This is a genomic window from Polynucleobacter sp. MWH-Aus1W21, assembly GCF_018687275.1.
GTDB lineage: Bacteria > Pseudomonadota > Gammaproteobacteria > Burkholderiales > Burkholderiaceae > Polynucleobacter.
In genome coordinates this window covers 377074-403343 of record NZ_CP061287.1, presented here as the reverse complement: position 1 = coordinate 403343, position 26270 = coordinate 377074, and the positions used below count along the sequence as shown (strand labels likewise).

Annotated in this window: 29 protein-coding genes; 14 read left to right on the top strand and 15 right to left on the bottom strand. The window is 46.2% G+C overall.

Going from position 1 to position 26270, the window contains the following annotated elements; genetic code table 11:
- Positions 1-2 precede the first annotated feature (2 nt).
- On the bottom strand, positions 3-1007 hold the full coding sequence (locus ICW03_RS02145; protein ID WP_215348523.1) for an RluA family pseudouridine synthase: 1005 nt from the start codon (positions 1005-1007) through the stop codon (positions 3-5).
- Positions 1008-1471: 464 nt separating this feature from the next.
- Between ICW03_RS02145 and ICW03_RS02140 the strand changes: the two genes are divergently transcribed.
- The 5 genes from ICW03_RS02140 to ICW03_RS02120 all read left to right on the top strand — a co-directional run bounded on the left by ICW03_RS02140 (position 1472) and on the right by ICW03_RS02120 (position 7535).
- On the top strand, positions 1472-4102 hold the full coding sequence (locus ICW03_RS02140; protein ID WP_215348522.1) for an Rne/Rng family ribonuclease: 2631 nt from the start codon (positions 1472-1474) through the stop codon (positions 4100-4102).
- Positions 4103-4195: 93 nt separating this feature from the next.
- A complete protein-coding gene (moaA, locus tag ICW03_RS02135; protein ID WP_215348520.1) occupies positions 4196-5311 on the top strand; it encodes a GTP 3',8-cyclase MoaA in 1116 nt (371 codons plus the stop codon).
- The gene (gene mobA, locus ICW03_RS02130) at positions 5311-5916 is read left to right on the top strand and encodes a molybdenum cofactor guanylyltransferase MobA (RefSeq protein ID WP_215348518.1); all 606 of its coding nucleotides are present in this window, start codon (positions 5311-5313) and stop codon (positions 5914-5916) included. Before moaA ends, mobA begins: the two co-directional genes overlap by 1 nt.
- Entirely contained in the window at positions 5913-7229 is a 1317-nt protein-coding gene (gene glp, locus ICW03_RS02125; RefSeq protein ID WP_215348516.1) for a gephyrin-like molybdotransferase Glp, read from the top strand. Before mobA ends, glp begins: the two co-directional genes overlap by 4 nt.
- Positions 7230-7241: 12 nt before the next feature.
- Positions 7242-7535: a hypothetical protein gene (locus ICW03_RS02120; protein ID WP_215348514.1), complete on the top strand. Its 294-nt coding sequence runs from the start codon at positions 7242-7244 to the stop codon at positions 7533-7535.
- 87 nt (positions 7536-7622) lie between these two features.
- Here the strand turns inward: ICW03_RS02120 and ICW03_RS02115 are convergent, their stop codons facing one another.
- The gene (locus ICW03_RS02115; RefSeq protein ID WP_371819896.1) at positions 7623-8636 is read right to left on the bottom strand and encodes a 2-hydroxyacid dehydrogenase; all 1014 of its coding nucleotides are present in this window, start codon (positions 8634-8636) and stop codon (positions 7623-7625) included.
- 118 nt (positions 8637-8754) lie between these two features.
- Here ICW03_RS02115 and fdxA point away from each other — a divergent pair, with 118 nt between their 5' ends.
- The 4 genes from fdxA to ICW03_RS02095 are packed head-to-tail and all read left to right on the top strand — an operon-like array spanning position 8755 to position 11482.
- A complete protein-coding gene (gene fdxA / locus ICW03_RS02110) occupies positions 8755-9078 on the top strand; it encodes a ferredoxin FdxA (RefSeq protein WP_215348513.1) in 324 nt (107 codons plus the stop codon).
- Between the two features lie 19 nt (positions 9079-9097).
- The gene (locus ICW03_RS02105; protein ID WP_215348511.1) at positions 9098-10144 is read left to right on the top strand and encodes an NAD(P)/FAD-dependent oxidoreductase; all 1047 of its coding nucleotides are present in this window, start codon (positions 9098-9100) and stop codon (positions 10142-10144) included.
- A 43-nt stretch (positions 10145-10187) separates the two neighbouring features.
- The gene (locus ICW03_RS02100; protein ID WP_215348509.1) at positions 10188-10982 is read left to right on the top strand and encodes a thymidylate synthase; all 795 of its coding nucleotides are present in this window, start codon (positions 10188-10190) and stop codon (positions 10980-10982) included.
- A gap of 11 nt (positions 10983-10993) precedes the next feature.
- Positions 10994-11482, top strand: a complete 489-nt coding sequence (locus tag ICW03_RS02095; protein ID WP_215348507.1) for a dihydrofolate reductase — start codon at positions 10994-10996, stop codon at positions 11480-11482.
- A 43-nt stretch (positions 11483-11525) separates the two neighbouring features.
- On the opposite strand, the gene ICW03_RS02090 is transcribed toward ICW03_RS02095, so the two are convergent.
- Positions 11526-12368: a peptidylprolyl isomerase gene (locus ICW03_RS02090; RefSeq protein ID WP_251374432.1), complete on the bottom strand. Its 843-nt coding sequence runs from the start codon at positions 12366-12368 to the stop codon at positions 11526-11528.
- 85 nt (positions 12369-12453) lie between these two features.
- On the opposite strand from ICW03_RS02090, the gene ICW03_RS02085 reads away from it, so the two are divergent.
- Positions 12454-13074 (top strand): SOS response-associated peptidase, encoded by a 621-nt coding sequence (locus tag ICW03_RS02085; RefSeq protein WP_215348505.1) that lies wholly within the window; start codon positions 12454-12456, stop codon positions 13072-13074.
- Here ICW03_RS02085 and ICW03_RS02080 read toward each other — a convergent pair.
- Positions 13071-13397, bottom strand: a complete 327-nt coding sequence (locus ICW03_RS02080) for a hypothetical protein (RefSeq protein WP_251374431.1) — start codon at positions 13395-13397, stop codon at positions 13071-13073. The genes ICW03_RS02085 and ICW03_RS02080 overlap by 4 nt on opposite strands.
- Before the next feature lie 112 nt (positions 13398-13509).
- On the opposite strand from ICW03_RS02080, the gene ICW03_RS02075 reads away from it, so the two are divergent.
- Positions 13510-13824, top strand: coding sequence for a hypothetical protein (locus ICW03_RS02075; protein ID WP_215348503.1), 315 nt, complete (start codon positions 13510-13512; stop codon positions 13822-13824).
- A gap of 12 nt (positions 13825-13836) precedes the next feature.
- Here the strand turns inward: ICW03_RS02075 and msrQ are convergent, their stop codons facing one another.
- The 3 genes from msrQ to ICW03_RS02060 all read right to left on the bottom strand — a co-directional run bounded on the left by msrQ (position 13837) and on the right by ICW03_RS02060 (position 17238).
- Positions 13837-14430, bottom strand: coding sequence for a protein-methionine-sulfoxide reductase heme-binding subunit MsrQ (msrQ, locus tag ICW03_RS02070; RefSeq protein ID WP_215348501.1), 594 nt, complete (start codon positions 14428-14430; stop codon positions 13837-13839).
- A 71-nt stretch (positions 14431-14501) separates the two neighbouring features.
- Positions 14502-16730 carry a molybdopterin cofactor-binding domain-containing protein gene (locus tag ICW03_RS02065; RefSeq protein ID WP_215348499.1) on the bottom strand — a complete coding sequence of 743 codons (2229 nt, stop codon included), beginning with the start codon at positions 16728-16730 and terminating at the stop codon, positions 14502-14504.
- 10 nt (positions 16731-16740) lie between these two features.
- A complete protein-coding gene (locus ICW03_RS02060; RefSeq protein WP_215348497.1) occupies positions 16741-17238 on the bottom strand; it encodes a (2Fe-2S)-binding protein in 498 nt (165 codons plus the stop codon).
- A 145-nt stretch (positions 17239-17383) separates the two neighbouring features.
- Here ICW03_RS02060 and ICW03_RS02055 point away from each other — a divergent pair, with 145 nt between their 5' ends.
- Entirely contained in the window at positions 17384-17599 is a 216-nt protein-coding gene (locus ICW03_RS02055; protein ID WP_215348495.1) for a hypothetical protein, read from the top strand.
- Here ICW03_RS02055 and ICW03_RS02050 read toward each other — a convergent pair.
- The gene (locus ICW03_RS02050) at positions 17596-17889 is read right to left on the bottom strand and encodes a 4a-hydroxytetrahydrobiopterin dehydratase (RefSeq protein WP_215348493.1); all 294 of its coding nucleotides are present in this window, start codon (positions 17887-17889) and stop codon (positions 17596-17598) included. The two genes, ICW03_RS02055 and ICW03_RS02050, sit on opposite strands and share 4 nt — an antisense overlap.
- Before the next feature lie 11 nt (positions 17890-17900).
- Positions 17901-18626 carry a pseudouridine synthase gene (locus tag ICW03_RS02045; RefSeq protein WP_215348491.1) on the bottom strand — a complete coding sequence of 242 codons (726 nt, stop codon included), beginning with the start codon at positions 18624-18626 and terminating at the stop codon, positions 17901-17903.
- Between the two features lie 103 nt (positions 18627-18729).
- On the opposite strand from ICW03_RS02045, the gene ICW03_RS02040 reads away from it, so the two are divergent.
- Complete coding sequence (locus ICW03_RS02040) at positions 18730-19272, top strand: DUF2889 domain-containing protein (RefSeq protein WP_215348490.1); 543 nt, start codon at positions 18730-18732, stop codon at positions 19270-19272.
- On the opposite strand, the gene ICW03_RS02035 is transcribed toward ICW03_RS02040, so the two are convergent.
- Positions 19269-20039, bottom strand: coding sequence for an SDR family NAD(P)-dependent oxidoreductase (locus ICW03_RS02035; RefSeq protein WP_215348488.1), 771 nt, complete (start codon positions 20037-20039; stop codon positions 19269-19271). The genes ICW03_RS02040 and ICW03_RS02035 overlap by 4 nt on opposite strands.
- 56 nt (positions 20040-20095) lie before the next feature.
- On the opposite strand from ICW03_RS02035, the gene ICW03_RS02030 reads away from it, so the two are divergent.
- Positions 20096-20890 carry a hypothetical protein gene (locus tag ICW03_RS02030; RefSeq protein WP_251374429.1) on the top strand — a complete coding sequence of 265 codons (795 nt, stop codon included), beginning with the start codon at positions 20096-20098 and terminating at the stop codon, positions 20888-20890.
- Between the two features lie 9 nt (positions 20891-20899).
- On the opposite strand, the gene ICW03_RS02025 is transcribed toward ICW03_RS02030, so the two are convergent.
- From ICW03_RS02025 to ICW03_RS02005, 5 genes are all read right to left on the bottom strand, one after another.
- Complete coding sequence (locus ICW03_RS02025; protein WP_215348486.1) at positions 20900-21823, bottom strand: MBL fold metallo-hydrolase; 924 nt, start codon at positions 21821-21823, stop codon at positions 20900-20902.
- Between the two features lie 3 nt (positions 21824-21826).
- Entirely contained in the window at positions 21827-22393 is a 567-nt protein-coding gene (locus ICW03_RS02020) for a lipocalin family protein (RefSeq protein ID WP_215348484.1), read from the bottom strand.
- A gap of 2 nt (positions 22394-22395) precedes the next feature.
- On the bottom strand, positions 22396-23358 hold the full coding sequence (gene msrP, locus ICW03_RS02015; protein WP_215348482.1) for a protein-methionine-sulfoxide reductase catalytic subunit MsrP: 963 nt from the start codon (positions 23356-23358) through the stop codon (positions 22396-22398).
- 56 nt (positions 23359-23414) lie between these two features.
- Positions 23415-23822: a BLUF domain-containing protein gene (locus tag ICW03_RS02010; RefSeq protein ID WP_215348480.1), complete on the bottom strand. Its 408-nt coding sequence runs from the start codon at positions 23820-23822 to the stop codon at positions 23415-23417.
- 108 nt (positions 23823-23930) lie between these two features.
- Positions 23931-26165 carry an NADP-dependent isocitrate dehydrogenase gene (locus ICW03_RS02005; RefSeq protein ID WP_215348479.1) on the bottom strand — a complete coding sequence of 745 codons (2235 nt, stop codon included), beginning with the start codon at positions 26163-26165 and terminating at the stop codon, positions 23931-23933.
- Positions 26166-26270 lie beyond the last annotated feature (105 nt).

The window sequence follows — 26270 nt, the reverse complement described above, 5'->3', positions numbered from 1 at the left end:
GATTACTCAAAGGTTTTCATCATGGCGGTAAATTCTGGGGGCAATGGTGATTCAATCCGCATCTTTTCGCCAGTGCGTGGATGCGTAAATCCAGCTAGGTGTGCATGCAGATATAGGCGCTTAGATTTAATCAGCTTATCTAAATCCTCAAAACCATACTTATCATCACCCAAAATTGCATGTCCTAATTTTTGCAAGTGAACACGAATCTGGTGAGTGCGCCCCGTCTTCAGTTGAGCCTCTGCAAGCGTAATAGCAGCCCCTTCACGCTTGAGCGCTTTAGTCACTCGCAAAGCGGTGTGACTTGGTAAGCCATCTGGATCAACGCGCACACGGCGCTCGCCATTCGGTAAAAGATATTTATGTAGTGGGTACTTGAGCTGCATGGTTTGAGCTCCTTGCATGATTTCACCATGTGCAAGCAAGTAATAGCGCTTGTCGGTTTGGCCTTCACGAATTTGGCGATGTAACTCAACCAACGCGCTGCGCTTTTTCGCTAACAATAAAACGCCTGAAGTATCTCGATCTAAGCGATGCACTAATTCCAGAAACTTGAGTTCGGGACGAGTAATGCGCAGGGTTTCGATTACCCCAAGTGCAATGCCGGAACCACCATGAACAGCCAAACCAGCTGGCTTATTCACTATTAAGAGAGTCTCGTCTTCAAACAAGATCGGCATTTTGTCTGAATAGCCATGTGCCCGAGATTTGGTTTGAGCGGTATTGACCGCTGCCATTTGGGCTGGTTCAGCTATTCGAACCGGAGGAAGGCGCACCACATCACCCTCGACTAGGCGAGTTGTTGGTTCAGCCCGCTTTTTATTGACCCGAACCTCTCCCGACCGAATAATTCGGTATACGTGGCTTTTCGGCACCCCTTTAGCCCAACGAAGTAAATAGTTGTCCAAACGCTGGCCAGCCTCTTCCGGACCAATAGTCTGGAGATGAACTGCCGCAGGAGTAGGCGTTTTTGCCTTAGTTGGCTTGGAAATGGGTTCAGATTTCATGATTTATCTCTCTTGTGACCCCGGCGGGGGACGACAAGGGACTCAACAATACCCCATTGTCACGCAACTTGTGCCGTATAATCAACGCTCTAGCCAATTTATTGGCCCGAGACCAACCTGAAATCAGGTTTGACTCGTGGGGCTTGGAGTCGCCCTTTAAAAGACTCCCGGGGTTGCCCCTCCCCCGTTGCAATGAGGCGCAGGGTTGGTGTGCCGTATGCCGCGACCCGCGATTAGAAGACAGTTTTCAGGCGCGCGCCTGCATTGATGACCTAAAGGAGGTCTCTGCGGCGATCGTCAAGTGTGGCACCGATTTAACCAACCGTTAACTGGGTGAACTAAGCAAAAAGTGCTTAGATTTGCATGATCCACACTTATAAACCACCTTAGGCTCAGTCCTAAGTGGCATTTAACTTGTCCCATAACGCAGCGCGCAAGGTCACCCTCCCCCATAGGAGAGTGTTATGAAACGCATGTTGTTTAATGCAACTCAACAAGAAGAGTTGCGAGTTGCCATCGTTGATGGTCAAAAACTCATTGATATCGATATTGAAGCTGCTGGCCGCGAACAACGCAAAGGCAACATCTACAAAGGTGTCATTACCCGCATTGAACCTTCCCTTGAAGCTTGCTTTGTCAATTACGGCGAAGAGCGTCATGGCTTCTTGCCATTCAAGGAGGTAGCCCGCAGTTACTTTAAAGAGGGTATCGATGTCCGCAATGCCTCCATTAAGGATGCCCTGCGCGAAGGTCAAGAAATCATTGTTCAAGTAGAAAAAGAAGAGCGTGGCCAAAAAGGCGCAGCCCTCACATCCTTTATCTCCTTGGCAGGCCGTTATTTGGTCTTAATGCCAAATAACCCACGTGGAGGCGGCGTTTCCCGCCGTATTGAGGGTGAAGACCGTCAAGAGCTCCGTGAAGCGATGTCTCAATTAGAAGTGGCTGATGGCATGAGCATCATTGCTCGTACTGCCGGCATTGGTCGCGATGCTACTGAATTGCAATGGGACTTAAGCTACCTCATGCAATTGTGGAAAGCGATTGATGAAGCCGCTAAAGGCAACTCTGCACCACTATTGATTTATCTCGAATCTAGCTTGGTAATTCGCGCAATTCGCGATTACTTCCAACCAGATATCGGCGAGATTCTCATCGATACCGATGACATCTACGAACAAGCTGCTGCATTTATGTCTGTCGTGATGCCGGACAACTTGCCACGCGTGAAGCGTTATCAAGATGATGTGCCTTTGTTCTCTCGTTTCCAGATTGAGCATCAAATTGAAACTGCGTATTCACGCACTGTGCCTTTGCCATCAGGCGGTGCAATCGTGATCGACCACACTGAAGCTTTGGTTTCCGTGGATGTGAACTCAGCACGCGCAACTCGCGGCTCTGACATTGAAGAGACTGCAACCCGCACTAACCTAGAAGCTGCCGATGAAATCGCTCGTCAAGCGCGTTTACGTGACTTAGGCGGCCTAATCGTCATCGACTTCATCGATATGGAATCGAGCAAGGCTCAGAAGGATGTTGAGAATCGCCTACGCGATGCTCTACGCCATGACCGCGCCCGCGTTCAAATGGGCAAGATCTCTAAGTTTGGCTTAATGGAAATGTCACGCCAACGTTTGCGTCCAGCATTATCTGAAGGTAGCCATGTAACCTGCCCACGTTGTAACGGTACTGGCCACATTCGTGACACTGAATCTTCTGCATTGCAAGTTCTGCGCATCATCCAAGAAGAGGCAATGAAAGAAAATACAGCTGCGATTCATACTCAGGTACCAGTCGAAGTGGCTGCATTCCTCTTGAATGAAAAACGTGCTGAAGTAATTAAGATTGAGACTCGCTTCAAAGTGAACGTCTTGATGGTTCCAAATAAGCATTTAGAAACACCTCATTACAAGTTAGAGCGTTTGCGTCATGACGATCCACGTCTTGATGACCAGAAGGCTAGTTATGTAATGGCTGAAGAAGCTGCTCGCGAACTCGAAACAGACACAACGGTTAGCAAAAAAGATGCTGATGTCAAAGTGCGTCCTGAAGCTGCTGTTAAAGGTATTACACCAACACAGCCTGCACCAATTAGCCAACCACGCCCTGCTCGCACAGAAACAGTAAAAGCAGAAAGTTCTGGTGGTTTCTTTGGATTTATTAAGAGTCTCTTTGGCTCATCTCCAGCGGTTGAAGAAAAGCCAGCACCAAGCAACAATCGTGGCCGCAATCAGGGTCGCAATGGTGATCGCAACCGTGGTCGCAACCGTCGTGGCGAGCGCACTGAACGTCCAGCAGCCAATGCAGCGGAAGGTACGCCAGCAGAAGGTGCTAACAATAATCGCAACCGCAATAACCGTAACGGCAATCGCAATCAAAATGGTCCTAAGCCAGAACGTCAAGAAGGCAATCGCAATCAAGCCAACGCTGCAGCCGTAACACCTGCAACAGAAGCTGCTCCAGGTGGCGAAGCTACTCCGGGCGCAGATGGTGAAGAGCGTCGTGGTCGTGGTCGTAATCGTCGTGGTCGCGGTCGTGGTCAGCGTGAGCGTGGCGAACGCACCGAAGGTGGTAACGATGCTACTGCACCAGCAACATCTACTTCAGCAAGTCCATTTGCAGGCCCTCCAGTAGGAATGGCTGGCGCATCTGCAAGCATGCCGATTCAGAATCTTGCTAATAGCTTTGGAAATGCAAAGCCTGCTGCGGAGAAACAAGAAAGGCAAGAGCGCGCACCACGCGGTCCACGTCAATCCAACCGTCCTGCGCAAAACACTGCACATGCTTCAGCGCCAACTACCCAAGCAGCACCTGCTGCAGTAGTCATGACTGCTTCAGTTGAAGTGATTAGCAAGCCCGCTCCAGAGCTTCCGAAGGTTGCATTCCAAGCGCTTGAGGAAACTCCGCTGCATAGCGTTGTGCAATCCGCCGGCATGATCTGGGTTGCTACAGACTCCTCTAAGCATGCTGAAGCTCAAAATCAGATTCAAGCAGAGCCTGTGGCTCATAACTTAGGCAGAGCACCAAAGCCTGCTGCCCAGCTTCCTGACGGCCCAATGGTTTTAGTTGAAACCGGCGGCCAAGAAAAAACGGTTTAAGCCATCTAAAGCTTTTTCTCCAGACTGTCATTTATCCCAAAAGGATATTTGGCGGTTTGGCAGAAACCCCGTTTCACAGCCATAATTGCGAACATGGTTGAAAAAGTAATCCCCATCCGACTTGATGAAGGCAAAGGCCTAACGCCTTCTATTGGCGCGCAGCTTGTCACGCCCCATAGTCATACCAAAGATACTCGGGGGCGCACTTTAAGAGATCTTCGTATATCCGTTACTGATCGCTGCAACTTCCGCTGCACCTATTGCATGCCTAAAGAAGTCTTTGATCAAAACTATCCATATCTTGCTCACAAAGAATTACTAAGTTTTGAAGAAATCGCCAGACTCACTTCCATCTTCACCACCTTGGGTGTTGAAAAAATTCGACTGACTGGTGGTGAGCCCTTGCTTCGCAAAAACTTAGAAGTGCTCATTGAAATGCTGGCAAAAATTCCGGCAGCCGATGGCAAGCCGCTAGACCTAACTCTCACTACTAACGGCAGTATCTTGCGGAAGAAAGCTGCAGCATTAAAAGCAGCCGGCTTACAAAGATTAACTGTCAGCCTTGATGGTCTGGATGACGAAATCTTCAAGAAAATGAATGATGTTGATTTTCCAGTAGCAGATGTGCTTGATGGAATTAAAGCTGCCCAAGAGGTTGGCTTTCAAAACATCAAAGTCAATATGGTGGTGAAAAGAGGCACCAATGATCATGAGATCGTTGCGATGGCCAAACACTTTAAGGGCAGTGGCGTCATTCTGCGTTTTATTGAATTTATGGATGTTGGCAGTTCTAATGGCTGGAACATGGAGCAAGTACTGCCATCCAAAGAAGTTATTGCCCAGATCAATGAAGCGTTTCCACTGGAAGCAATTGAAGCGAACTATACCGGCGAAGTCGCACAACGCTGGCGCTATGTTGATGGATCAGGAGAGGTCGGCGTCATCTCTAGCGTCACCCAAACCTTCTGCCATGAATGCACTAGAGCGCGTATATCCACCGACGGGCAAATGTATCTCTGCCTCTTTGCTAACGAAGGCTTTGATTTCAAAACACTATTGCGCTCTGGTAAATCCGATTTAGAAATTGCCAACGCTGTAATGAACACATGGGCAGCCCGTGAAGATCACTACTCTGAGATTAGAGGCTCCAATACCGCAAAGCTAGCCTCAGGAAATCGCAAGGTTGAAATGTCTTATATTGGTGGTTAATGATCTCATCTAAAGACATTACTGGACTCATACTCGCTGGCGGACGTGCACAACGCATGGGTGGCATTGATAAAGGCCTCATTCCATTTCGCGGCAAACCACTGATCGAGTCAGCCATTACAAAGCTCAAGCCTCAGGTACAAACCATTGTGATTAATGCCAACCGCAACATCACAAAGTACGCGACTTATGGCTACCCTGTCATCATGGACGATACGCCTGATTTTTCGGGGCCGTTAGCCGGATTCTCTGTGGGTTTGAAGGCATGCAAGACTTCTTTCCTTTTGACATCACCCTGCGACTCACCATTACTCCCCAATAATCTCGCTGAACTATTGGTTGCCGAAATGGAACGGGGTGACTTTCAACTGGTTTATGCATCCAGCAAAGAGGCTGATGGCAAGATATGGGCGCAACCGGTTTTTTGCTTGATGCGCAGCAACTTAAATGACTCCCTAGATCAATTTCTCCAAAAAGGCGATCTCAAAATTGATCGCTGGTTTAAAGAGTTGCGCAGTAGTACGGTGATTTTTAATGATCCTCAAGTATTTGCCAATGTGAATACCCCTGAAGAGCTCACAAAACTTGAAGAAGTGTCTGCATGAGTCACTCCCCAAATCAACCCATTCTTTTAACTTCATCACTGCATGTTGATGATGCTCGCAAAGCGATTGCAGCGTTAGTAGATGACCTAATTCAAGAGTCCAGAGCCATTGATGATCCTGCTGACATTGAAACAGTAGCTCTAGACAAAGCCATTGACCGCATCCTAGCTGTAGACCTACTCTCACCCATTGATGTCCCTGCTGCAGATAACTCAGCGATGGATGGCTTTGCATTTGATGGGCAATGCCTTGATACGAATAGTCCAACAATTTCATTGCGGATCGTGGGCACCGCCTTTGCAGGCAAACCTTATGAGGGCACGATTGGATCTGGCGAGTGCCTAAAGATCATGACAGGCGCAGTGATGCCTGCGGGCTGCGATACAGTAATTCCACAAGAGTTCACTACTGCAAAAGATGAGTTCACCATTGAATTTAAACAAGATCAACTAAAGCTTGGTGAGAACAGACGCTTACGCGGGGAAGATCTTCAACAAGGAAAACCTGCTATTGCAGCGGGTCGCTTGCTCCGCCCGTCCGATTTAGGTCTTGCAGCCTCCTTAGGTATTGCAACACTTCAAGTAAAACGAAAGCTAAGAGTAGCAATCCTGTCGTCCGGAGATGAGCTGCGCTTATTAGGTCAAACATTAGATGCTGGCAGCATTTACGATAGCAATCGCTATAGCCTTACTGGCTTGCTAAATCGCTTGAATCTAGAAATCATTGACTGCGGTATTGTGCGTGACGATCCCGCCTCTTTGAAGCATGCATTTATTGAGGCCGCCAACAAAGCGGATGTATTGATTTCTTCTGGCGGCGTTTCTGTTGGTGAAGCAGATTTCACAAAACAAATCATGCAAGAGTTGGGTGATGTTGGCTTCTGGAAAATTGCCATGCGTCCAGGACGACCAATGGCTTTTGGCGTACTTAAGCCAGTTACTGGAAAATCACCCGCTCGCAAAACCCTATTCTTTGGTTTACCCGGTAACCCGGTGGCAGTCATGGTGACCTTCTATCAGTTTGTTCGCGCCGCCCTTTTGCAACTCAATGGCGCCAATCAAACACAGCCGCCGTTGACTCAGGCAATGGCCGAGGCCCCTATTCGGAAAAAGCCTGGTCGCATTGAGTTTCAGCGCGCTATCTTGGGGCGTAGTGCTGATGGCAAACCAACGGTCAAACTCACTGGCAGCCAAGGTGCCGGGATCTTACGCTCCATGAGTGAAGCAAACTGCTTTGTCATCCTAGGACACGAACAAGGAAATGTTGCCGCTGGAGACTGGGTAGATATAGCGCTTTTTGATGGACTGCTTTAAGATTGCGTCATCATGAAACTAAGCAAAAAAGAACTGGTCTTCCTCGACCCAATGCATACCGCCAAAACCTTGGTTTTGGTTTATCTCTGCTTCTCCGTTCCAATCGTTTTGTTGGCACTATTTGTCGCCTTCATTCGTGATGGCGCCATCCCTGGCTTTACCGTACTGTCAGCACTTATTCTCAATGCTTTATTAGGCTTTGGGTTACTGTGGATCGCGTGTAAAGTCTACAACTGGGTTGCTGGAAAATTCGGCGGTATTGAATTAGCAATGCGCGAATTACCGGAAGAAATTGACGCAGAATAAAAGCCAATATCCGGAGTACCACTCCCAGCAATAAAGCCGAGTTCTCACTCGGCTTTATTTTTTTACTACTTGGTTAATCTAATTTAACTAAGCTTTAAAAACTTCGGCATTAATCAAGCTAGGTGGCTTTTTACCGTCAAGCGCGGCACGTAAATTATCTACTGCTAGATCTACCATCGCTCTACGTGTTTTTTCTGTTGCACTAGCGATATGTGGGGCCAGCACGACATTACTTAACTTTAATAATTCGGGATGCACTTTAGGTTCGCCTTCGAAGACATCTAAACCAGCAGCAAAAATTCGTTTCTCTTTGAGAGCTTGAGCCAAAGCAGCATCATCGACGATACCTCCGCGAGCAATGTTTATAAGGGTTGCAGTCGGTTTCATGAGATCGATTTCTTTGGCGCCAATCGTGTGGTGACTTTCAGCGCTATAGGGCAATACCAAGACAACATGGTCTGCAGTGCGCAGCAATTCTTCTTTGGAAACGTATTTAGCGCCACAGGCTTTTTCATCAGCCTCGGAGAGATGACTGCGATTGTGATAGATCACATTCATTCCAAATCCTAATGCACGCTTAGCAATGCCTTGACCAATGCGACCCATGCCAATAATGCCAACAGTGCTGTGATGTAAATCCATACCAAGGGGATTGTTGACAATTGACCACTTATCCCAATTGCCAGCACGCACCCAATGCTCAGATTCAGTAATACGTCTTGCAGTTGCCATCAGCAATGCAAACCCAAAGTCAGCAGTAGTGTCTGTTAATACATCGGGAGTATTGGTAGCCATCACTCCTGCTGCAGTAATTGCTGGAACATCGAAATTGTTATATCCCACTGAGATATTGGCCACGATCTTCAAATCTTTGGCATGCGCTAGTGCATTTGCATCAATTCTTTCGCTGCCTGCTACTAAAGCCCCCACAACCCTAGAGAGTTCTTTTTGCAACTCTTCTGGACTAAAAATTCGATCCTCTTGGTTAGACCGCACATCAAAAGATTCTTCTAGTTTGGCCAAAGCCTCAGGAAAAATGGCTCTTGCCACCAAAATTTTGGGTTTTTGTATGTTTACTTGGGTATTAGGCTGTGTATTCATAGGGGAACTTTACCTCAAGTAAATTAACCCTTTAGCCTGAAAAATAGGCTATTTCGGCTAAAATTGAGGTTTTATAACTTAGCACCCGGCTTTTTGGGGCTCTTGAAACAAAACTGCCATGACTTACGTTGTTACCGAATCCTGTATCCGTTGCAAATATACCGACTGTGTTGATGTTTGCCCAGTTGACTGCTTTCGCGAAGGCCCTAATTTTTTAGTGATCGACCCGGATGAGTGCATCGATTGCGCGGTTTGTGTGCCAGAGTGCCCAGTAAACGCTATTTATGCTGAAGATGATGTGCCTGGTGATCAACAAGCATTCATCAAACTCAATGCTGAACTCTCCCCTTCTTGGACATCTATCACCAAGTCCAAAGCAGCTCTTCCAGATGCTGAAGAATGGAAAGACGTTAAGAACAAACTCGATCAGCTAGCAAAGTAATTTTCTAGCAAAAGCCTTCGTGTCAAACTCACCCACACAAACCGATGCCGTCATCATTGGCGCCGGTCCTGTGGGTCTCTTTCAGGTCTTTGAGTTAGGCCTTTTAGAAATCAAAGCCCACGTGATTGATTCGCTGCCAGAAGTTGGTGGTCAATGCATCGAGTTATATCCAGATAAACCGATCTACGATATTCCCGCTATTCCAGTGTGTACTGGGCGTGAACTCACAAATAATTTACTCAAGCAAATTCAGCCATTTAATGCACAGTTTCATCTTGGTCAAGAGGTAAGCAGGCTAGAGCAGCAGGCTGATGGTCGCTTTCTAATTAGCACCTCACAAGACAAACACTTCCTCAGTAAGACTGTATTTATTGCTGCTGGCGTTGGCGCTTTCCAGCCTCGCACTCTGAACCTAGAAGGTATAGATCGCTTCTTAGGCAAACAACTTTTTTATCACGTTAAGAATCCCGAGCAATTTGCGGGCAAAAGGGTTGTGATTTGCGGGGGTGGCGATGCCGCACTAGATTGGGCAATTCATTTTGCAGATATTGCAGCGAGCGTTACTTTGATTCATCGTCGCGATGATTTCAAGGCTGCGCCAAAATCGATTGCGAGAATGCGCGAGCTTTGCGCTAGCAATCAGATGGAATTATTAATCGGACAAGTCACCGCTTATGAAGCCCAAAATGATCATCTCGTGGAAATTACCTTCGCTAATATTGACGGTGATACAAAACAGATCCCACTTGATGATCTTTTAGTATTTTTTGGACTTTCCCCCAAATTGGGACCCATCGCTGATTGGGGTCTCAATATCGATCGCAAACAAATTTGCGTGGATACCCAGAAATTCCAAACCAGCATTCCGGGCATTTATGCGGTTGGCGACATCAATGCATACCCAGGCAAGAAGAAACTGATTCTGTCTGGGTTTCATGAGGCTGCATTGGCTGCCTTTGCAGCCGCAGAGTACCTAAACCCAGAAAAACAGATTCCACTCCAATACACGACCACCTCTCCCAAGCTCCACAAAGCATTGGGGGTGAAATCGCCCACATTCGAGTAAGCTATCCTTAATTCGTTAATACATCACCACTTTTAGCCAATATATGCATCAATATCACGATCTCATGAAAGAAGTCCTCGCCAAGGGGGTTCAAAAGTCCGACAGAACCGGAACTGGCACGGTCTCCGTATTTGGACACCAAATGCGCTTTAACTTGGCTGATGGCTTTCCGATGGTGACCACTAAAAAGTTGCATCTCAAATCCATTATTTATGAATTACTCTGGTTCCTCAAAGGAAGCACAAACAATAATTGGCTTAAGGAGCGCGGTGTTTCCATCTGGAATGAATGGGCTGCACCCGATGGTGATCTAGGCCCCATCTATGGTTATCAGTGGCGCTCATGGCCCGCACCAAACGGCCAGCATATCGATCAAATCTCTGAAGTGGTAGAGACTATCAAAAAGAATCCTGACTCACGTCGCATTATTGTTTCTGCGTGGAACGTCGCCGATATTCCGCGAATGGCTTTAGCACCCTGCCATGCCTTCTTTCAGTTTTATGTAGCTGATGGCAAGCTGTCATGCCAGCTTTATCAGCGCAGCGCTGACATTTTCCTAGGAGTGCCATTCAATATCGCCAGCTACGCCTTGCTAACGCACATGATGGCGCAACAATGCAATCTTGAAGTGGGCGATTTTATTTGGACTGGTGGCGATTGCCATTTATACAGTAACCACCTAGAGCAGGTAGAGCTTCAGCTGTCGCGGGATTTTTTCCCATTACCTAAGCTCAATATTTTACGTAAGCCTGATTCAATTTTTGATTACGAGTTTGAAGACTTTGAAATCGTAGGATATGAATCGCATCCCCACATTAAAGCTCCTGTAGCTATTTAAAAATTAAGCATATGACTCAACCTGCTATTTCCATGATTGTTGCGCGCTCACGCAATCACGTGATTGGTCGTGATAATCAAATGCCCTGGAAGATCTCGGCTGATTTGCAATTCTTCAAACGTGTCACGATGGGCCACCCAGTCATCATGGGTCGCAAGACCTGGGAGTCCATTGGGCGCCCCCTTCCAGGTCGTCGTAACATCGTAGTGAGTCGCAACGCAAACTATCCATTAACTGGTGGTGAACTAGTTGGATCTCTGGATGAGGCCCTAAAAAGCCTAAGCGAATTCTCCCGGGTATTTGTTATTGGTGGAGAACAACTCTTTACACAAGCTTTTGATAAGGCAGATCGCCTTTACATTACTGAAATCGATTTAGACATTGAAGATGGGGATACCTTCTTTGAGGTGCCTAATGAATCCGCCTGGAAAGAGATAGAGCGCACCCCCGGATCCGAAGGTGATATCACCTTTAGCTTCATTACTTTGGAGCGCAAATAAAAAGGACCCCGCAGGGTCCTTTTTTCTTTAGAGTGAATTCTGATTATTGAACAATAATCTTTGCGTCTTTTGCAAGCTGACTTAAAAACTCAAACTGCTTTCTTTGCGTCATACCCGCACGAATAGCAGGTTTTGCTTGCTCAAATGAAGGTGGTTTGCTCGACTTCTTATCTTCCAACTTCATCAAGTACCAGCCCTGCTGCATCTGAATTGGCGCCGGAGAAACCTGTCCCTTGGAGAGATTAACAAGCACGGAAGCTAGCTGAGGGCTAACCTGACCAGGCTGGATCCAACCGACTGCTCCGCCTTGAACTTTGTTTGGAGCTAAGGAAATACTCTTGGCAACCTTATCAAATGGCTCACCTTTTTTGATACGCGCCAGAGCAGCTTGCGCATCAGCTTCGGTGGCTACCGCGATATCGCTCACCTTATATTCCACAATCATCCCTTGAGGACCTAGGGAAGCAATCTCTCGATTGTATTCAGCTTGAACATCCGCATCAGTGATTGGATTCCGAGCCATATAAGTAGATAACTCAAGATCAGCCAAATAATTCTGACGAATCATCGCTAGCTGCGTATTGGCCTTCTCAGAATTAGCCAAACCATCTTTTTCAGCTTGCTGAGAAAGCAGCAACACCTCAACAAACTTCTCAATGACCGCGCTACGCAACTGAGGTGATTCTTTTTGACCCTGAGAGATGGCAGCTTTAATTCCCTGCTCAACCATGTCATTGGTGATGATGGTGCCATTAACAGATGCCGCGGCATTAATTGGTAAACCACTCTGCTGCGCAAAGGGGCTGCCAACAAAAGTACTAGCTAAGATACCAGCAGCAATAAAGCGTACGGCCATTGGTTTGAATGCTGAGGAAAAAGGGTTCATAGCGAGAAGATCTTTCAAAAAAAGTAAACTCAATACTACCAGCTGGTATGAGCTCAACCTTAATAAGCCACAGTAAAATGGGCGCATGTGTGTTCAATACCTCGCGACGGTGAATGTAGATTGGGTTAAAACCCACTTTGATCTAGATTTACCGATTTCCCCTGCTCATGATGTGTTTCCAACCTACCCAGGACCCATCATCCTTACAAGCCACAATACAGGTCGCACTGCAATAGGCTTGGCTCGGTTTGGCTTGCTACCATCCTGGGCTAAAGAGGAAACATTTGGAAGAAAGACGTACAACGCTAGGGTAGAAACTGTAGCTGAGAAACCGTCTTATAAGAGCGCATGGGTAAAGCGGCATTACGCACTCGCTTTAGCTGATGTTTTTTATGAGCCATGCTATGAATCTGGCAAAGCAGTGCGAACCGCTATCAAACAAGAAAACAATGAGCCAATGGCGATTGCCTCAATCTGGGACACTTGGACCGAACCAGAAACAGGTGAACTCATTGTTTCTTTCTCCATGCTGACGATTGATGCCGGCGATCATCCAGTAATGAATCGTATGCATAAGCCAGAAGATGAAAAACGTACCGTGGTTCCGCTTCGTCCAGAACTCTTTAAGGCGTGGCTAAACGCCACTCCTGAAGAAGCACAAACATTACTTCAGTTGAATTCAATACCCGAGCTTACGCTTGCTTAGAAAGTTAAAACGGGTCGTGTTGCTCGATATGGATCAGCCGATTGCGTTTCTTGCGCCTCAGCCTCTTGTTCGCCAACTGGTTGACTATAGTATTTTGAATCTAATGCGCGTTCTTTAGATAGGCGCAGATCTTCTGCCCTTGGATCGACCGGTCCAAACGGCCCCTCAACTGGAGAAAGAGTCTGGTTATTAAACCCCTTCATCTGCTGAGCGGAATATGGGGAGTAAGTTGCGGACCCCGGAGGTAATGGTGGCGCTTGTGTACAGGCTGAAATGTTCATCAATATCAAGCAAGATGCTAGCCCTAGGGCGTATGTATTCATGCAAGCCATTGTATGGCAAGATCATGTAAATTTTTTAGATTAATTACAATATCTCGATAAATTTAGACGGCATGATCGCCGTCGACACAATGTGGTTTGGCGGCAATAGTCAGTGCGCCGCTGCCTGCTTATCTACAAGCAATACATCTTTAAATCAAAATCCTTAACAACCACCCAACTGGGTCCAATTTATAAGATCAATCAAACTTATACACTAGGTGCCTCGTACTTTTATGTGGCTGGTGGCGCAACGACAATTGGCAATACGTATCAAAATAATACCGTCAATACTCAACGTTTTTTATTAAGTGCATTAGCCTACTACCCCTTTGGCAGAATTAGCCTGCAATACGGACGCGATACAGAAATCAAAAATAGCTTTATAGAAACAAGGCGCCTTGCCATTCGCTATACGACTGAGTTTTAAGCCCGTAAATTTTTAAGTTCTAAGTCTTTGCAAAAAGTCCTTCGCGATTGGAAATCGAGAAGCAAGCAATAGCAAAATGACTGACCCATATATTGTTACGGTATTCAAATCATTTTTACCGGCTTTATGCCACCAATAGTGAGCTATTGCAGTGCAAGCAATGATGTAGACGAGCTTGTGCAATACAGACCAGCGCTTTCCGAGTTGACGTACTGACCACTGATTGGATGTCAGTGCCAATGGAGTCAGCAGTACCAAAGTCAGAAAGCCCATCGTAATAAATGGACGCTTAATAACATCACTCCACATCGATTGAAGGTCTAGATTTTGATCCAACCAAAACCAGATTGAAAAATGAATGCAGGCATAAAAAAAACAAAATAATCCCAGCATCCGACGCAGCTTAATCCAGACAGTCCAGCCTGTTATTAGGCGCAAGGGCGTCATGGCTAGCGTAATACAAAGAAATACAAGTGCCCAGGTACCGGTTGAGCGAGTAATGAATTCAATTGGATTGGCGCCTAGGCCGCCATCAGCACCAAGCCAAACTAACCGGGCTAACGGTAATAGGGAAAGCAAGAAGATCGATGCCTTAAAAAATCTCATAAGCCATATTAAACGACCCTATTGATTTGCAAACCAATAGGGTCGAATTCTAAGTTAAGGGGATTAGATTGTTAAGCCAAACTTAAGCCTTCCTTGCTTAATGGGAAGTTACGAACTGGCCTACCAATTGCAGCAGAAACTGCATTTGCTACGGCAGGGCCTACTACGCAAATCGTTGGTTCACCTACCCCACCCCAGAAATCAAAACTCGGGACTAAAACTGTCTCAATCCTTGGAGTTGCAGATAACTTCAGTAGCGGATAAGTATCAAGATTTTGCTGTTTGATGCGGCCATTTTCTACAGAGATCTCTGGCAAGAAAATCGCTCCCAGCGCCATCGCTACAGAACCTTCAATTTGCTCTCGAGTCAAATAAGGATTAACAACGTGTCCCGAATTTAGGGCAAAGACAAGGCGTGTAACCTTAACTACATTGTTTTGTACAGTCACCTCAGCCACGCAAGCGGAGTAGCTGGCATACCCCATGAACTGAGCAACACCTCGGAATGTTCCAGCCGGCAATGGCTTATCCCACTCTGCTTTTTTAGCTGCGGCATTTAGAACACCTAGATGCTTTGGATGACTCTGCATCAGTGCTTGTCTAAATTGCACCGGATCCTTTCCGGCAGCTTTAGCACACTCATCCATAAAGCATTCCATGAAGATGCCGTTCTGGTTGGTATTCACACCACGCCATGGACCCACAGGCACATGCGTATTCTTCATCACGTACTCAGTTAAGAGGGTTGGAAAGGTGTAACCAAGTTGTGCATCGGGACCTTTTTCATAGAAGCCCTGGAGTTGACGTTCGTCCTTGCCGTTCTTAATATTCTGCGGTGCCAAGGTGGCATTAATCGATTGGCCTGCAACCTTAATGTGCATACCAGTCAAATTGCCTGAACCATCAATACCAGCCGACATTTTTGCCATTGCTATTGGATGGTAAAAATCGTGAGTCATATCCTCTTCACGACTCCAGATCACCTTGACTGGTTGTCCTGGAAATTTTTGCGCCACTTTAGCAGCAAAAGTTGTGAAGTCTTGTGTAGAGCCACGACGACCCAAGCCACAGCCAGAATCTAATTTATAGACTTCGCAATTGGCAAGCGGAAATCCAGTAGCTTCAGATAAGGCCGCATGTGAGCCTTCACCATTTTGAGTTGGCACCCAAGCCTCAGCACGATCGCCCGTGATTTTGACTGTAGCATTCATAGGCTCCATCGTGACGTGGGCACGGTACGGCGTGTAATAGATTGCCTCCACTTTTTTAGCGGCACTATTAATGGCGGCAGGTGCATCGCCTTCTTTGCGCTGCCAAAAATCACCTTGCTCATCTAAGCCATCTCGCAACATTTTATTAATGCTGTCTTGCGAAACGCTAGCTGCCTTGCCTTCATCCCAAACAATTGGCAATGCATTGAGCGCCGTATTTGCATGCCACCAGGTATCAGCAACAACAGCAAGAGTGTTGTCATTAATTTTGACAACACCTTTTACGCCGCGCATATCCTTGATCTTAGCCTCATCGTAACTCACCAACTTGCCACCAAATACTGGGCAAGACTTTACCGAAGCACAAAGCATGCCTGGAAGCTGCAAATCAACACCATAAACCTTTGACCCATTTACTTTATTAGCCGTATCTAAACGTGCATAAGGCTGACCAGCCACCTTCCAGTTTCTGGGATCTCTTAAAACAATTGATTTTGGATCAGGCGGCGTCAAAGTTGAAGCTAGCTCAGCGACTTTGCCATAAGTAGTTTTACGACCTGTTGCCTTATGGGTGATGACACCCTTATCTACCGTCAACTCTTCAACGGGCACATTCCACTGATTGGCAGCGGCTTGCATCAACATGATGCGCGCAGCCGCAGCACCGCGACGAACATAATCTTCCGAAATCCTAATGCCACGACTACCGCCAGTGCCATGCTCGCCCCATACGCGCTTGCGTGCCAAGCTCTGCCCCGGAGTTGCAGACTGAGTTTTAACTTTCTTCCAATTGCATTCGAGCTCTTCTGTTACCAATTGCGCAAGACCTGTTCGGGTGCCTTGCCCCATCTCCGAACGCGCGATGCGGATGTAAACGGTATCGTCTGGCTTAATACTGACCCAAGCGTTCACCTCAGCCTCGCCAGCTTGTGTTGGAGTATTGGGATCATATTTTGCGCCAGCCTGCGCGTAAGCATCAGGCAAAGCGCCGATACCCAACATCAATCCACCACCAAGCATCGTGCCTTTGATGATGAATTCACGACGGGAAGAGTTTTCTAAATGAGGAGTTTGATTTTTTGTTGTCATCTTTTTCTCCTTAACCACGAGACGCAGGAGTAGCGTTGTACTGCGCCAGAACATCTACTAATTTCTTTTGACCAGATGCAACATGAATTCCATCCCGGATCTTTTGGTAAGTTCCGCAACGGCACAGATTTCCCATCGCATTATCAATATCGGCATCAGTAGGCTTTGGATTTCTCTTTAAGAGAGCTGCCGCTGCCATTACTTGACCAGACTGGCAATAGCCACACTGAGGCACATCCAATGCAATCCATGCTTGTTGTACTGGATGCGTATTATTTTGAGAGAGTGCTTCAATGGTAGTAATTTTGGCCTTACCTACAGCAGATACTGGAATTGAACATGAACGAACAGGCTCGCCATTGAGATAGACGGTGCATGCTCCACATTGGGCTACGCCACAACCGTACTTGGTACCCGTAAGCCCAACCACTTCCCGAATTGCCCAAAGTAGAGGCATATTGGGTTCTACGTCAATATTTTGTATCTTGCCATTAATGTCTAGTTGCATGCTATCTCCTATGGTTTTCTTTTCAAATGACTATAAATCATTCTTAACTTTTTGCACTTGCACATAAACCAACACCAACCCCAGGCGCCGACCCTATCGAATTAGGCTGTAATTTGCTATCCTGAGCCTTCAATTAAGGATGAATATGACCGAAGAGAACCAAACCCAGAACGATGAAGACTTTGATTATGGGTGCGAGTGTGCCATGACCTTGCTTAACGAGCCCACCGAAGACCGTCTGAATGACTTAATTGATGAGCTCGATGAAGATGGCATGATCTCCACCGAAGTGGTCTATGGCTTACTCGCAACTATCCTCATGAGCATGAATGAAGAAGGACATGAGGGTGATGAGCACTAATTATTAGAGTTCACTTGGGCGGCAAAAGCATCCATTGCTTTTGCCAACTGAATATCGAGCTTGGTTAAGGCTTTGGCGGAGTGCGTTGTCAGCGATACCAATACCTTATTCCAAGAGTTGGACCAATCTGGGTGATGATCAATTTCTTCGGCATACCCAGCACATAAGGTCATAAATTCGAATGCTTGCTTAAAGTCCGCAAAGGTAAACTCGCGCCGAATAGCCATGCTATTACCATCTAACGTCCAAAGCGAAATTTCTTTTTCTACATCAAAGCCATCAACTATCAAGACAGACTCCTTTAGTTAGCAACACTTTGTGAAAGTTGCTTTAAGTCTTCCGGGTACAGCCAACGCCATTCACCCTCCGGCAGATCAGCAGGCATCTGATAGGCGCCAATTTCAGTGCGATGCAACTGCGCAACGTGATTTCCAACTGCAGCCATCATGCGCTTTACCTGGTGATAGCGTCCCTCAACAATTGTCATTGCCAAAACATGATCTGAGATTTGTTTACATGCAGTTGCAAAGCAGGGCTTTGGGTCATCATCCAATACAACCCCATTTAATAGATGATCGATTTGCTTCTGGGTAATGGGCTCTGGCGTAGTGATTTGATAGACTTTCCCTGTATTCTTTTTCGGGGTGGTCATCTTATGAATAAATTGACCATCATCAGAGATTAAGAGTAAGCCAGTAGTGTCGTAGTCTAGACGCCCCACACACTGCAGACCTCTTTCAACAAAAGGGGCTGGGAGTAAGCTATACACACTGGGGTGATGCGTTGTTTTATGTGAGCACTCATAATTAGCCGGCTTGTTAAATGCTAGATAAGCCTTCTCGTGATACTCCCAATCCTTACCCTCAACATTGAGCATGAGATTTTCAGTAACAACTCTTTCTTCTGGATCCTCGGCTAATACGCCATTTACCTTTACCAGCTCGGCATACACTAAATCGCTACAGTAGCGTCGAGTACCAAAGCCCTGGCTAAAGAGAATTTTTTCGAGAGAAATAGGTTTTGCCATATGCTGCAAAGGATACTACAGAGCAAGAATGCACTGAGACAGCCAACCATTTCTCTAATTCATTATCATTAGATATTCATGCCATCACAAAAAGCAATTGCCCATGCTATCTACCCCGAAACCACGATCCTTACTACACACACGAGAAATTACTTTTCAAGGGTACACAAGAGAGGATGGGTTATGGGACATTGAGGGTCATCTAAAAGATTTTAAAACCAATCCCTTTCAAACTAGCGCAAAAGTGTGGCAGCCTGGCGAGGCATTTCATGACATGTGGGTGCGCGTCACACTAGATAAAGAATTTGTTATCAAAGATATTGAAGCAGCCATGGATGGCCATCCACACGCAGAGTGCACTGCTGTGATCCCACCAATGGATTCGCTGATTGGATCTCAACTGGGCAAGGGTTGGCGCAAGACAATTGATACTCATCTTGGTGGCATTAAGGGCTGTACCCATTTACGTGAACTTCTTACTAGCCTTGCTACCGCGGCTTATCAGTCCATTCCAGGAGCGTTTTTTGATCCCACAGGTAAAAAGCCGCCACTCTATTTGGGCACCTGTAAATCATGGGACTTTAATGGGCCAGTAGTGATGCGCGTCTACCCCAAGTTCTATCAGTGGAATAAGCCTAAGACCTAAAGCTCACCACGATGAATATTAAAAGGATTAAAAGCTTGCTGAACAGGCATCATCTCTAAAACATTGATGTTCATGTGACTTGGTAAAGTAGCAGACCAATATATAGCTTCTGCTACATCATCAGCACTTAAAGCGTGTACTCCGCTATAAACTTTTTCTGCTTTGTCGTCATCGCCCTTAAAGCGCACATAAGAAAACTCTGTGCCAGCACACATCCCCGGCTCAATACAAGTCACACGCAATGGCGTGCTAATGAGATCGGCGCGCAAATTTAAACTAAATTGCTTTACGAACGCCTTAGTTCCACCATAGACATTGCCACCCGGGTATGGATAGTTAGCAGCGACAGATCCCAAATTAATGACGTGTCCTCGCTTACGCTCCACCATGCCTGGTAGGAGGGCACGAGTCATATGAACGAGCCCCTTGATGTTGGTATCAATCATCTGATCCCAATCACTCAAGAAGGCCTTATGTGCCGGCTCCAAACCCAATGCAAGACCAGCATTATTTACCAATACAGTGACCTGAGAAAATTCCGCTGGCAGAGTACTTGCCAATGCATCTACCTGAGCACTGTCACAAACATCTAAAACCAATGTCAAAAGTTTCTTCTGTTGCTCAGCAGGCAAAGAATCTTTTAAATCACCCAGGCGCTCCGCTCTTCTACCAACAGCAATTACCTGATGGCCATGAGCCAAAAAGCGTCGGGCAGTTGCTTCTCCAAATCCAGCGGTTGCGCCAGTCACTAATACGGTGTGCTCCATACTTCCTCTTTAACTTTTTTGTAAATAATGGTTTGTAATTTAATATTAATACCCATATGCCATTTCTGCGCACGCTCACTTTTTTATTGCTATGTATATCTACCGCTTTAGCGTGTGCTGCTGAGCAAGCTCCTACACCCATTTTAGGGCTCGTTAATGCATCTCAGACGAGATCTCAAGATCGAATCTTGGAATTCTGGGGCTACCATGAGTACGACGGCTCACAAAACTATGCCGATACCCTCAAATTACGTTACTACAACCCTCTAAATATGGGCGACTGGCACGGCACACTGAGACTTGATGCAGCCTACATTGCCCCTTATGGCCCTCTACTGCCTGCGCATTCAACTGGCACTTATTCAGCAGACAATGCAATGGTGACGATATGGGGTGGAAAGGCTGGCTGGCTTGGTAATGTTGGGGCAAGAGTCCTGGCGCCACTTGGCAACACAGGTCAATGGTTAGCTGGCCCTCAAGTTAGCACTTCATTCATACCCGCCGGTAGCGGGCAAAATATTCTGGCGGATATCTCGCCATTAGCGCGCTATATGTTCGGATTTAATGCAAAGGCACCCTCCGACAATAGTCCCCCACCACTAACAAGTCGCCTTGAACTTTATCCAACGGTTGGCCTGAACTTGGGGCCTAGCACCCAAATTCGTTTTTGGGATGAAAACGGCGCGTTTTATAACGCAGCTGGTGGCGGCTGGTTTATACCAATTGATACCATGCTGACCCAAAGGATCAATAAAAATCTTTTATTTGCTGTGGGCGGTTCAAAACAAGTGGTTCAAACCTACCAAGTCTACAACTGGATGGTATACGGAAAAGTTGCGCTTACTTTTTAAAAAAAGTAATCAAGCAAGGTCTACCAATGTTTCGCCTTCTAATTTTGCAGCCCCTGATTTGATCAAGGACTTAGGCAACCACTGAGTAAATTCATCCATACTCATATTGAGTATCTTGGATGCACTGATTAGTGCCGGTGTATTGGCAATCCAATCTTTTACTTGCCCCATCTCACGACTACGCCACTCTAAAAGGCGATATTTCAGCAAGACTTTAGCGCCATGACGTGCATTACGATCTGGATCAGATGCCAAGTAATCTAATCTCGATCGAGCTGTATCTAGTGACTTAGCAACATCTGAGAAAGGTGCGCCATGACCTGGGATAACCAAATCGATCGACAAAGTACTAATCAGGTCTAAAGTTTGCGCTACCTCCTCAAACCCAGCCTCACCCCAGAGCTCAGGAAAGATAACTCCAAAACCCTCTTCCCATAGGGCATCAGCTGAGATCAAAATGCGATGATCCGCTTGATACAACATAATGGAATGGGGATCATGACCCGGCGCAGCTAATATCTTCCAAAAATATCTTCCTAATAAAATTTCCTCGCCAGGAATTAATACATGATGATGAGAAAACTGTGGGCACTCTTGTCCTAAGTTGTCATAGCTCAATAAATTACTATCCCAATTTTTGACTGCCAACTCTTCTGCTACTGGAATATGCACCTCACAACGAAATGCTTCTGCTAGAGCAGCATTTCCACCACAATGGTCGGAGTGAAGATGCGTATTCACCAACTTATTTAATGTACTTAAGCCATGCTTTTGAATGGCGCCACCCACTAAATCTAAAGTCATTTTTTGGTGAGTGCAATAACCCGAGTCAACCAAGGAGACATCATCCTTGCCGTAGTGAAAAATATTATTTGCGGAGAGCCACCCTCTTTCAAAAACCTCAATGCCAGGCGGCAATAAATGCGCTGTCATACTTTAATTCTTTAAAGAGGTAGCTTGGACTGTTAGCTCTAGCTTACGCACATCAAACTGCTGAGCCTGAATGCGCTGCAGCGTTTCGTCATAAACTTTTTTATCCAATTGCGGTGTTCTCGACAAAATCCAGAGATATTCACGTCGTGGATCACTTACCACCGCCACTTGATACTGAGGATCTAGATCAATTACCCAATAATCACCCCATACCAATGGAATGAATGATAGCCAGGCTGGAGCAAAACGTACCTCCAATTTAGGCGAGTCCTTTGCCCCTATTTGGCGAGCAGTACCTTCTGCTTCCGAAACCTCACCTTCAGCAGTTCTGCAGCTATTCAAGACTTTAAGAGTACCGTCGCCCCTAGCTGAATAAACTGCTTTTGTATTGCTCGTGCACTTCTTCTGGAACCAGTTTGGATACTTTGCAATCTCATACCAAGTGCCCAAATAGCGCGGCACATCCAGAGTGGAAATCGTCTTGACTGCTATATCGGATGTCTGGCTATAAGCACAGAAGCTGGATATAAAAATACATACGCCAAATAATGCTGAATAAATTTTGTACATTACTAATAGTACTTCTTCAGATCCATACCGGTATACATACTAGCAACCTGCTCGCCATAGCCATTAAACATTTGGGTTTTAATCTTGGGGGCGAACATGCCTTTAGGATCACCAATACGACGCTCCATTGCCTGACTCCAGCGCGGATGATCCACCTGGGGATTGACGTTGGAGTAGAAGCCGTACTCCCTGGCATCAAACTGACTCCAGCTTGTCTTTGGCATCTCTTCAGTAAAACGAATTTTGACAATGGACTTGGCGCTTTTAAAGCCATACTTCCAGGGCACCACAATTCGGACTGGAGCACCGTTCTGTTTCGGCAGAACCTCACCATATAAACCTAAGGTAAGAAGTGTCAGGGGATTCATGGCCTCGTCCATGCGCAAGCCTTCGCGATAAGGCCATTCGATAATGTTGCTTTTGACTCCCGGCATTTGCTTGCGATCGGCTAATGAGACGAACTCCACATACTTGGCTGATCCCAGCGGCTCTACTTTATTAATCAACTTAGAGAGTGAGTAGCCATCCCAAGGAATGACCATTGACCAACCCTCAACGCAGCGCATCCGATAAATACGCTCTTCTATTGGGGCTAACTTGAGCAGCGCATCAATATCCAAGGTAAGAGGCTTTTTTACCAATCCTTCTATGGAAATTGTCCAAGGGCTAGTTTGCAAACTTCCAGCATGGGCTGCGGGATCTTCTTTACCCGTACCAAATTCATAAAAGTTGTTATAGCCGGTAACGTATTTATATGAGGTCAGTCCATCCTTATCTGCAAAAGCTGGGTTCAGCGTTGCTGCTAGCTTATCCGGGGATGCTGCAAGTGCCTGCCTTGAAAACCAAGGGGCCAAGGCCATGCCAAAGCCACCTGCAGCAGCTTTCTTAATAATATTTCTGCGATTTTCAAAAACAGCTTGTGGAGTAATGTCACTCGCAAGAATAGTCTTATCAATAAAACGCATAACGCACCCCTTAGGAATGTAATGCTTCTATTTTGCTACCGATAAGTATTTCTTGCTTAAGTCTGACTGGCACGCATTCTGTTCATCAAGGCGAGGCTATGCTTATCCATCCCACCAACCATCTGTGTAAGGGCTGGATAGTCTTGAGTGAGTGTTTCGCCGCCATAGAAACGCAATAACCAATCTGGAAAACTACGTTCTGCAATTTCACGAATTTCTAAGAGCTCAACTCGATGATGGCGCCTGTCTTCCTGAATGCGCTTCCAGGCCTTCATCACGCTCGCGCGATCACCTTCAATAATCTGGCCAAACTGCTGGTTGTCATACAAGAGAATTCCGGTAATGCCATTTGCCTGATTAAATGCACGCGCTGACTCTAGCAAACGCATTAAGCCAAGAAAAGACATATCCGAGACAGCTTCGCTCAGATAACTCAATTCAATCAGGTCTTTAGGCTTTGGCATCGCTCACAATTAATAAACAGGGATTTATAAATTAAAAAGGCAAACCCGGAGGTTTGCCTTTCGATGGTAAGCCTAATTTCAATATTAGGCACTTAGCGCTTTTACCTATTAAATTCTTGCCGCCTTGATGGCTGCATTGAAAGTTGGGCTTGGGCGCATCACAGCCTTGCACTTCTCGGAATCCGCTACAAAGTAACCACCGATATCTGCTGGCTTACCCTGCACTGACTTGAGTTCATCTGCAATCTTTTGCTCATTCTCAATCAATGATTTAGCCAAAGGAGCAAAGAAGGCCTGCAATTCCTTATCTTCTGTTTGAGCCGCTAAAGCTTCAGCCCAATACATTGCTAGGTAGAACTGGCTACCGCGGTTATCCAATTCGCCGGTACGTGGTGAAGGTGACTTATTGTTATCCAATAACTTGCCAGTCGCCTCATCCAATGTGCGTGCCAAGATTTTCACTTTATTGTTACCTGTCTTATCACCGATATCCTCGAGAGACACAGCTAAAGCCAAGAACTCGCCAAGTGAATCCCAGCGCAAGTGATTCTCCTCTACCAGTTGTTGTACATGCTTTGGAGCAGAACCTCCTGCACCAGTTTCAAACAAACCGCCGCCAGCCATCAAAGGCACGATAGACAACATCTTTGCGCTAGTACCCAATTCCATAATCGGGAACAAGTCGGTAAGGTAGTCACGCAAAATATTACCGGTTACAGAGATTGTGTCCTTGCCACGAATCACGCGCTCTAAGGTGTAACGCATTGCACGAGTCTGGGACATGATCTGAATATCAACACCCTTCAGGTCGTAATCTTTAAGATAAGTATTTACCTTCTTGATCAACTCCGCCTCATGTGGACGGTACTCATCAAGCCAGAATACTGCTGGAGTATTAGAAAGACGTGCACGATTAACGGCCAACTTGACCCAGTCACGAATCGGGGCATCTTTTACCTGACACATGCGCCAGATATCACCCTCTTCTACATTTTGCTCAAGCAATACCGTGCCGTCATCAGCAACGATACGTGCCACACCAGCCTCTGGAATTTCAAAAGTCTTGTCATGTGAACCGTACTCTTCAGCCTGTTGAGCCATCAAGCCTACGTTAGGTACTGTACCCATAGTTTTTGGATCAAAGTTGCCGTGTGTCTTACAGAAATTAATCATTTCTTGATAGATACGAGCAAAGGTACTTTCTGGGATAACAGCCTTGGTGTCATGTAAACGACCATCCGCGCCCCACATCTTGCCGCCAACACGAATCATGGCAGGCATAGAAGCATCCACAATAACATCGCTCGGGGAGTGTAAGTTGGTAATACCTTTAGCGGAGTCAACCATCGCCAAAGCTGGACGATGTTCGTGGCAAGCGTGCAAGTCTTGAATAATTTCTTCGCGCTTGGATTCTGGCAAAGTTTTAATCTTGTCGTACAAGCTGCTCATACCATTATTGGCATTCACACCCAACTCTTCAAATAACTTAGCATGCTTCGCAAAAGCATCTTTATAGAAAATCTTCACAGCATGACCAAATACGATCGGATGTGAAACTTTCATCATGGTGGCCTTAACGTGCAAGGACAACATCATGCCGGTCTTGTAAGCGTCTTCGATCTCTTTCTCGTAGAACTCACAAAGTGCTTTTTTACTCATGTACATGCTGTCGATAATTTCGCCAGCCAATAAAGAGACTTTTGGCTTGAGGACAATAGTCTTGCCGCTCTTAGTTACCAAGTCCATCTTCACATCACAAGCTTTAGTCATGGTCATGGACTTCTCGCTAGAGTAGAAGTCGCCGCCATGCATGTGAGAGACGTGTGTACGTGAAGCCTGACTCCACTCACCCATGGAATGTGGGTTTTTACGTGCGTAGCGCTTTACAGCAGGTGGTGCACGACGATCTGAGTTACCTTCGCGCAATACAGGGTTTACTGAGCTACCCAAGCATTTGGAATAGCGGGTACGAATAGCTTTTTCTTCATCCGTTTTTGGATCATCAGGGAAATTAGGGATCTTATAACCCTTAGATTGCAACTCTTTAATTGCTGCGAGCAACTGAGGAACTGAAGCGCTAATGTTTGGCAGCTTAATGATGTTGGTGTCAGGCAATAAAGTCATCTTGCCGAGTGCGCCCAAGTTATCAGGAACTTGTTGCTCCGGGGTAAGGCAATCAGAAAACTCAGCCAAGATACGAGCAGCTACAGAAATGTCGCTCGTCACAATCTCTACGCCAGCAGGTGCCGTAAAAGTACGAATAATTGGCAGAAATGCGCAAGTCGCCAAAAGCGGCGCTTCATCTGTCAGCGTATAAATAATCTTTGATTTCTCTGAAGCCATGAATGTTTCCTCAATATTGAAAAAATTACAGAGTCAGGTTTTTACCCTGCCGCTCTCAAATCCTTATTTAGCAAGTCGCTTTTAGCGCACCTGTTGCCAATAAGG

Excerpts from the sequence above, each read along its gene's own strand:
- msrP (WP_215348482.1), bottom strand. The coding sequence starts at position 23,358 with ATGCGTTTTATTGATAAGACTATTCTTGCGAGTGACATTACTCCACAA.
- msrQ (WP_215348501.1), bottom strand. The coding sequence starts at position 14,430 with ATGAGATTTTTTAAGGCATCGATCTTCTTGCTTTCCCTATTACCGTTA.
- ICW03_RS02115 (WP_371819896.1), bottom strand. The coding sequence starts at position 8,636 with ATGAATACACAGCCTAATACCCAAGTAAACATACAAAAACCCAAAATT.
- ICW03_RS02100 (WP_215348509.1), top strand. The coding sequence starts at position 10,188 with ATGCATCAATATCACGATCTCATGAAAGAAGTCCTCGCCAAGGGGGTT.
- mobA (WP_215348518.1), top strand. The coding sequence starts at position 5,311 with ATGATCTCATCTAAAGACATTACTGGACTCATACTCGCTGGCGGACGT.
- ICW03_RS02030 (WP_251374429.1), top strand. The coding sequence starts at position 20,096 with ATGCCATTTCTGCGCACGCTCACTTTTTTATTGCTATGTATATCTACC.
- moaA (WP_215348520.1), top strand. The coding sequence starts at position 4,196 with ATGGTTGAAAAAGTAATCCCCATCCGACTTGATGAAGGCAAAGGCCTA.
- ICW03_RS02145 (WP_215348523.1), bottom strand. The coding sequence starts at position 1,007 with ATGAAATCTGAACCCATTTCCAAGCCAACTAAGGCAAAAACGCCTACT.
- ICW03_RS02040 (WP_215348490.1), top strand. The coding sequence starts at position 18,730 with ATGCTATCTACCCCGAAACCACGATCCTTACTACACACACGAGAAATT.
- ICW03_RS02020 (WP_215348484.1), bottom strand. The coding sequence starts at position 22,393 with ATGTACAAAATTTATTCAGCATTATTTGGCGTATGTATTTTTATATCC.
- ICW03_RS02055 (WP_215348495.1), top strand. The coding sequence starts at position 17,384 with ATGACCGAAGAGAACCAAACCCAGAACGATGAAGACTTTGATTATGGG.
- ICW03_RS02085 (WP_215348505.1), top strand. The coding sequence starts at position 12,454 with ATGTGTGTTCAATACCTCGCGACGGTGAATGTAGATTGGGTTAAAACC.
- glp (WP_215348516.1), top strand. The coding sequence starts at position 5,913 with ATGAGTCACTCCCCAAATCAACCCATTCTTTTAACTTCATCACTGCAT.
- ICW03_RS02025 (WP_215348486.1), bottom strand. The coding sequence starts at position 21,823 with ATGACAGCGCATTTATTGCCGCCTGGCATTGAGGTTTTTGAAAGAGGG.
- ICW03_RS02065 (WP_215348499.1), bottom strand. The coding sequence starts at position 16,730 with ATGACAACAAAAAATCAAACTCCTCATTTAGAAAACTCTTCCCGTCGT.
- ICW03_RS02120 (WP_215348514.1), top strand. The coding sequence starts at position 7,242 with ATGAAACTAAGCAAAAAAGAACTGGTCTTCCTCGACCCAATGCATACC.
- ICW03_RS02035 (WP_215348488.1), bottom strand. The coding sequence starts at position 20,039 with ATGGAGCACACCGTATTAGTGACTGGCGCAACCGCTGGATTTGGAGAA.
- ICW03_RS02090 (WP_251374432.1), bottom strand. The coding sequence starts at position 12,368 with ATGAACCCTTTTTCCTCAGCATTCAAACCAATGGCCGTACGCTTTATT.
- ICW03_RS02080 (WP_251374431.1), bottom strand. The coding sequence starts at position 13,397 with ATGAATACATACGCCCTAGGGCTAGCATCTTGCTTGATATTGATGAAC.
- ICW03_RS02140 (WP_215348522.1), top strand. The coding sequence starts at position 1,472 with ATGAAACGCATGTTGTTTAATGCAACTCAACAAGAAGAGTTGCGAGTT.
- fdxA (WP_215348513.1), top strand. The coding sequence starts at position 8,755 with ATGACTTACGTTGTTACCGAATCCTGTATCCGTTGCAAATATACCGAC.
- ICW03_RS02010 (WP_215348480.1), bottom strand. The coding sequence starts at position 23,822 with ATGCCAAAGCCTAAAGACCTGATTGAATTGAGTTATCTGAGCGAAGCT.
- ICW03_RS02045 (WP_215348491.1), bottom strand. The coding sequence starts at position 18,626 with ATGGCAAAACCTATTTCTCTCGAAAAAATTCTCTTTAGCCAGGGCTTT.
- ICW03_RS02060 (WP_215348497.1), bottom strand. The coding sequence starts at position 17,238 with ATGCAACTAGACATTAATGGCAAGATACAAAATATTGACGTAGAACCC.
- ICW03_RS02005 (WP_215348479.1), bottom strand. The coding sequence starts at position 26,165 with ATGGCTTCAGAGAAATCAAAGATTATTTATACGCTGACAGATGAAGCG.
- ICW03_RS02095 (WP_215348507.1), top strand. The coding sequence starts at position 10,994 with ATGACTCAACCTGCTATTTCCATGATTGTTGCGCGCTCACGCAATCAC.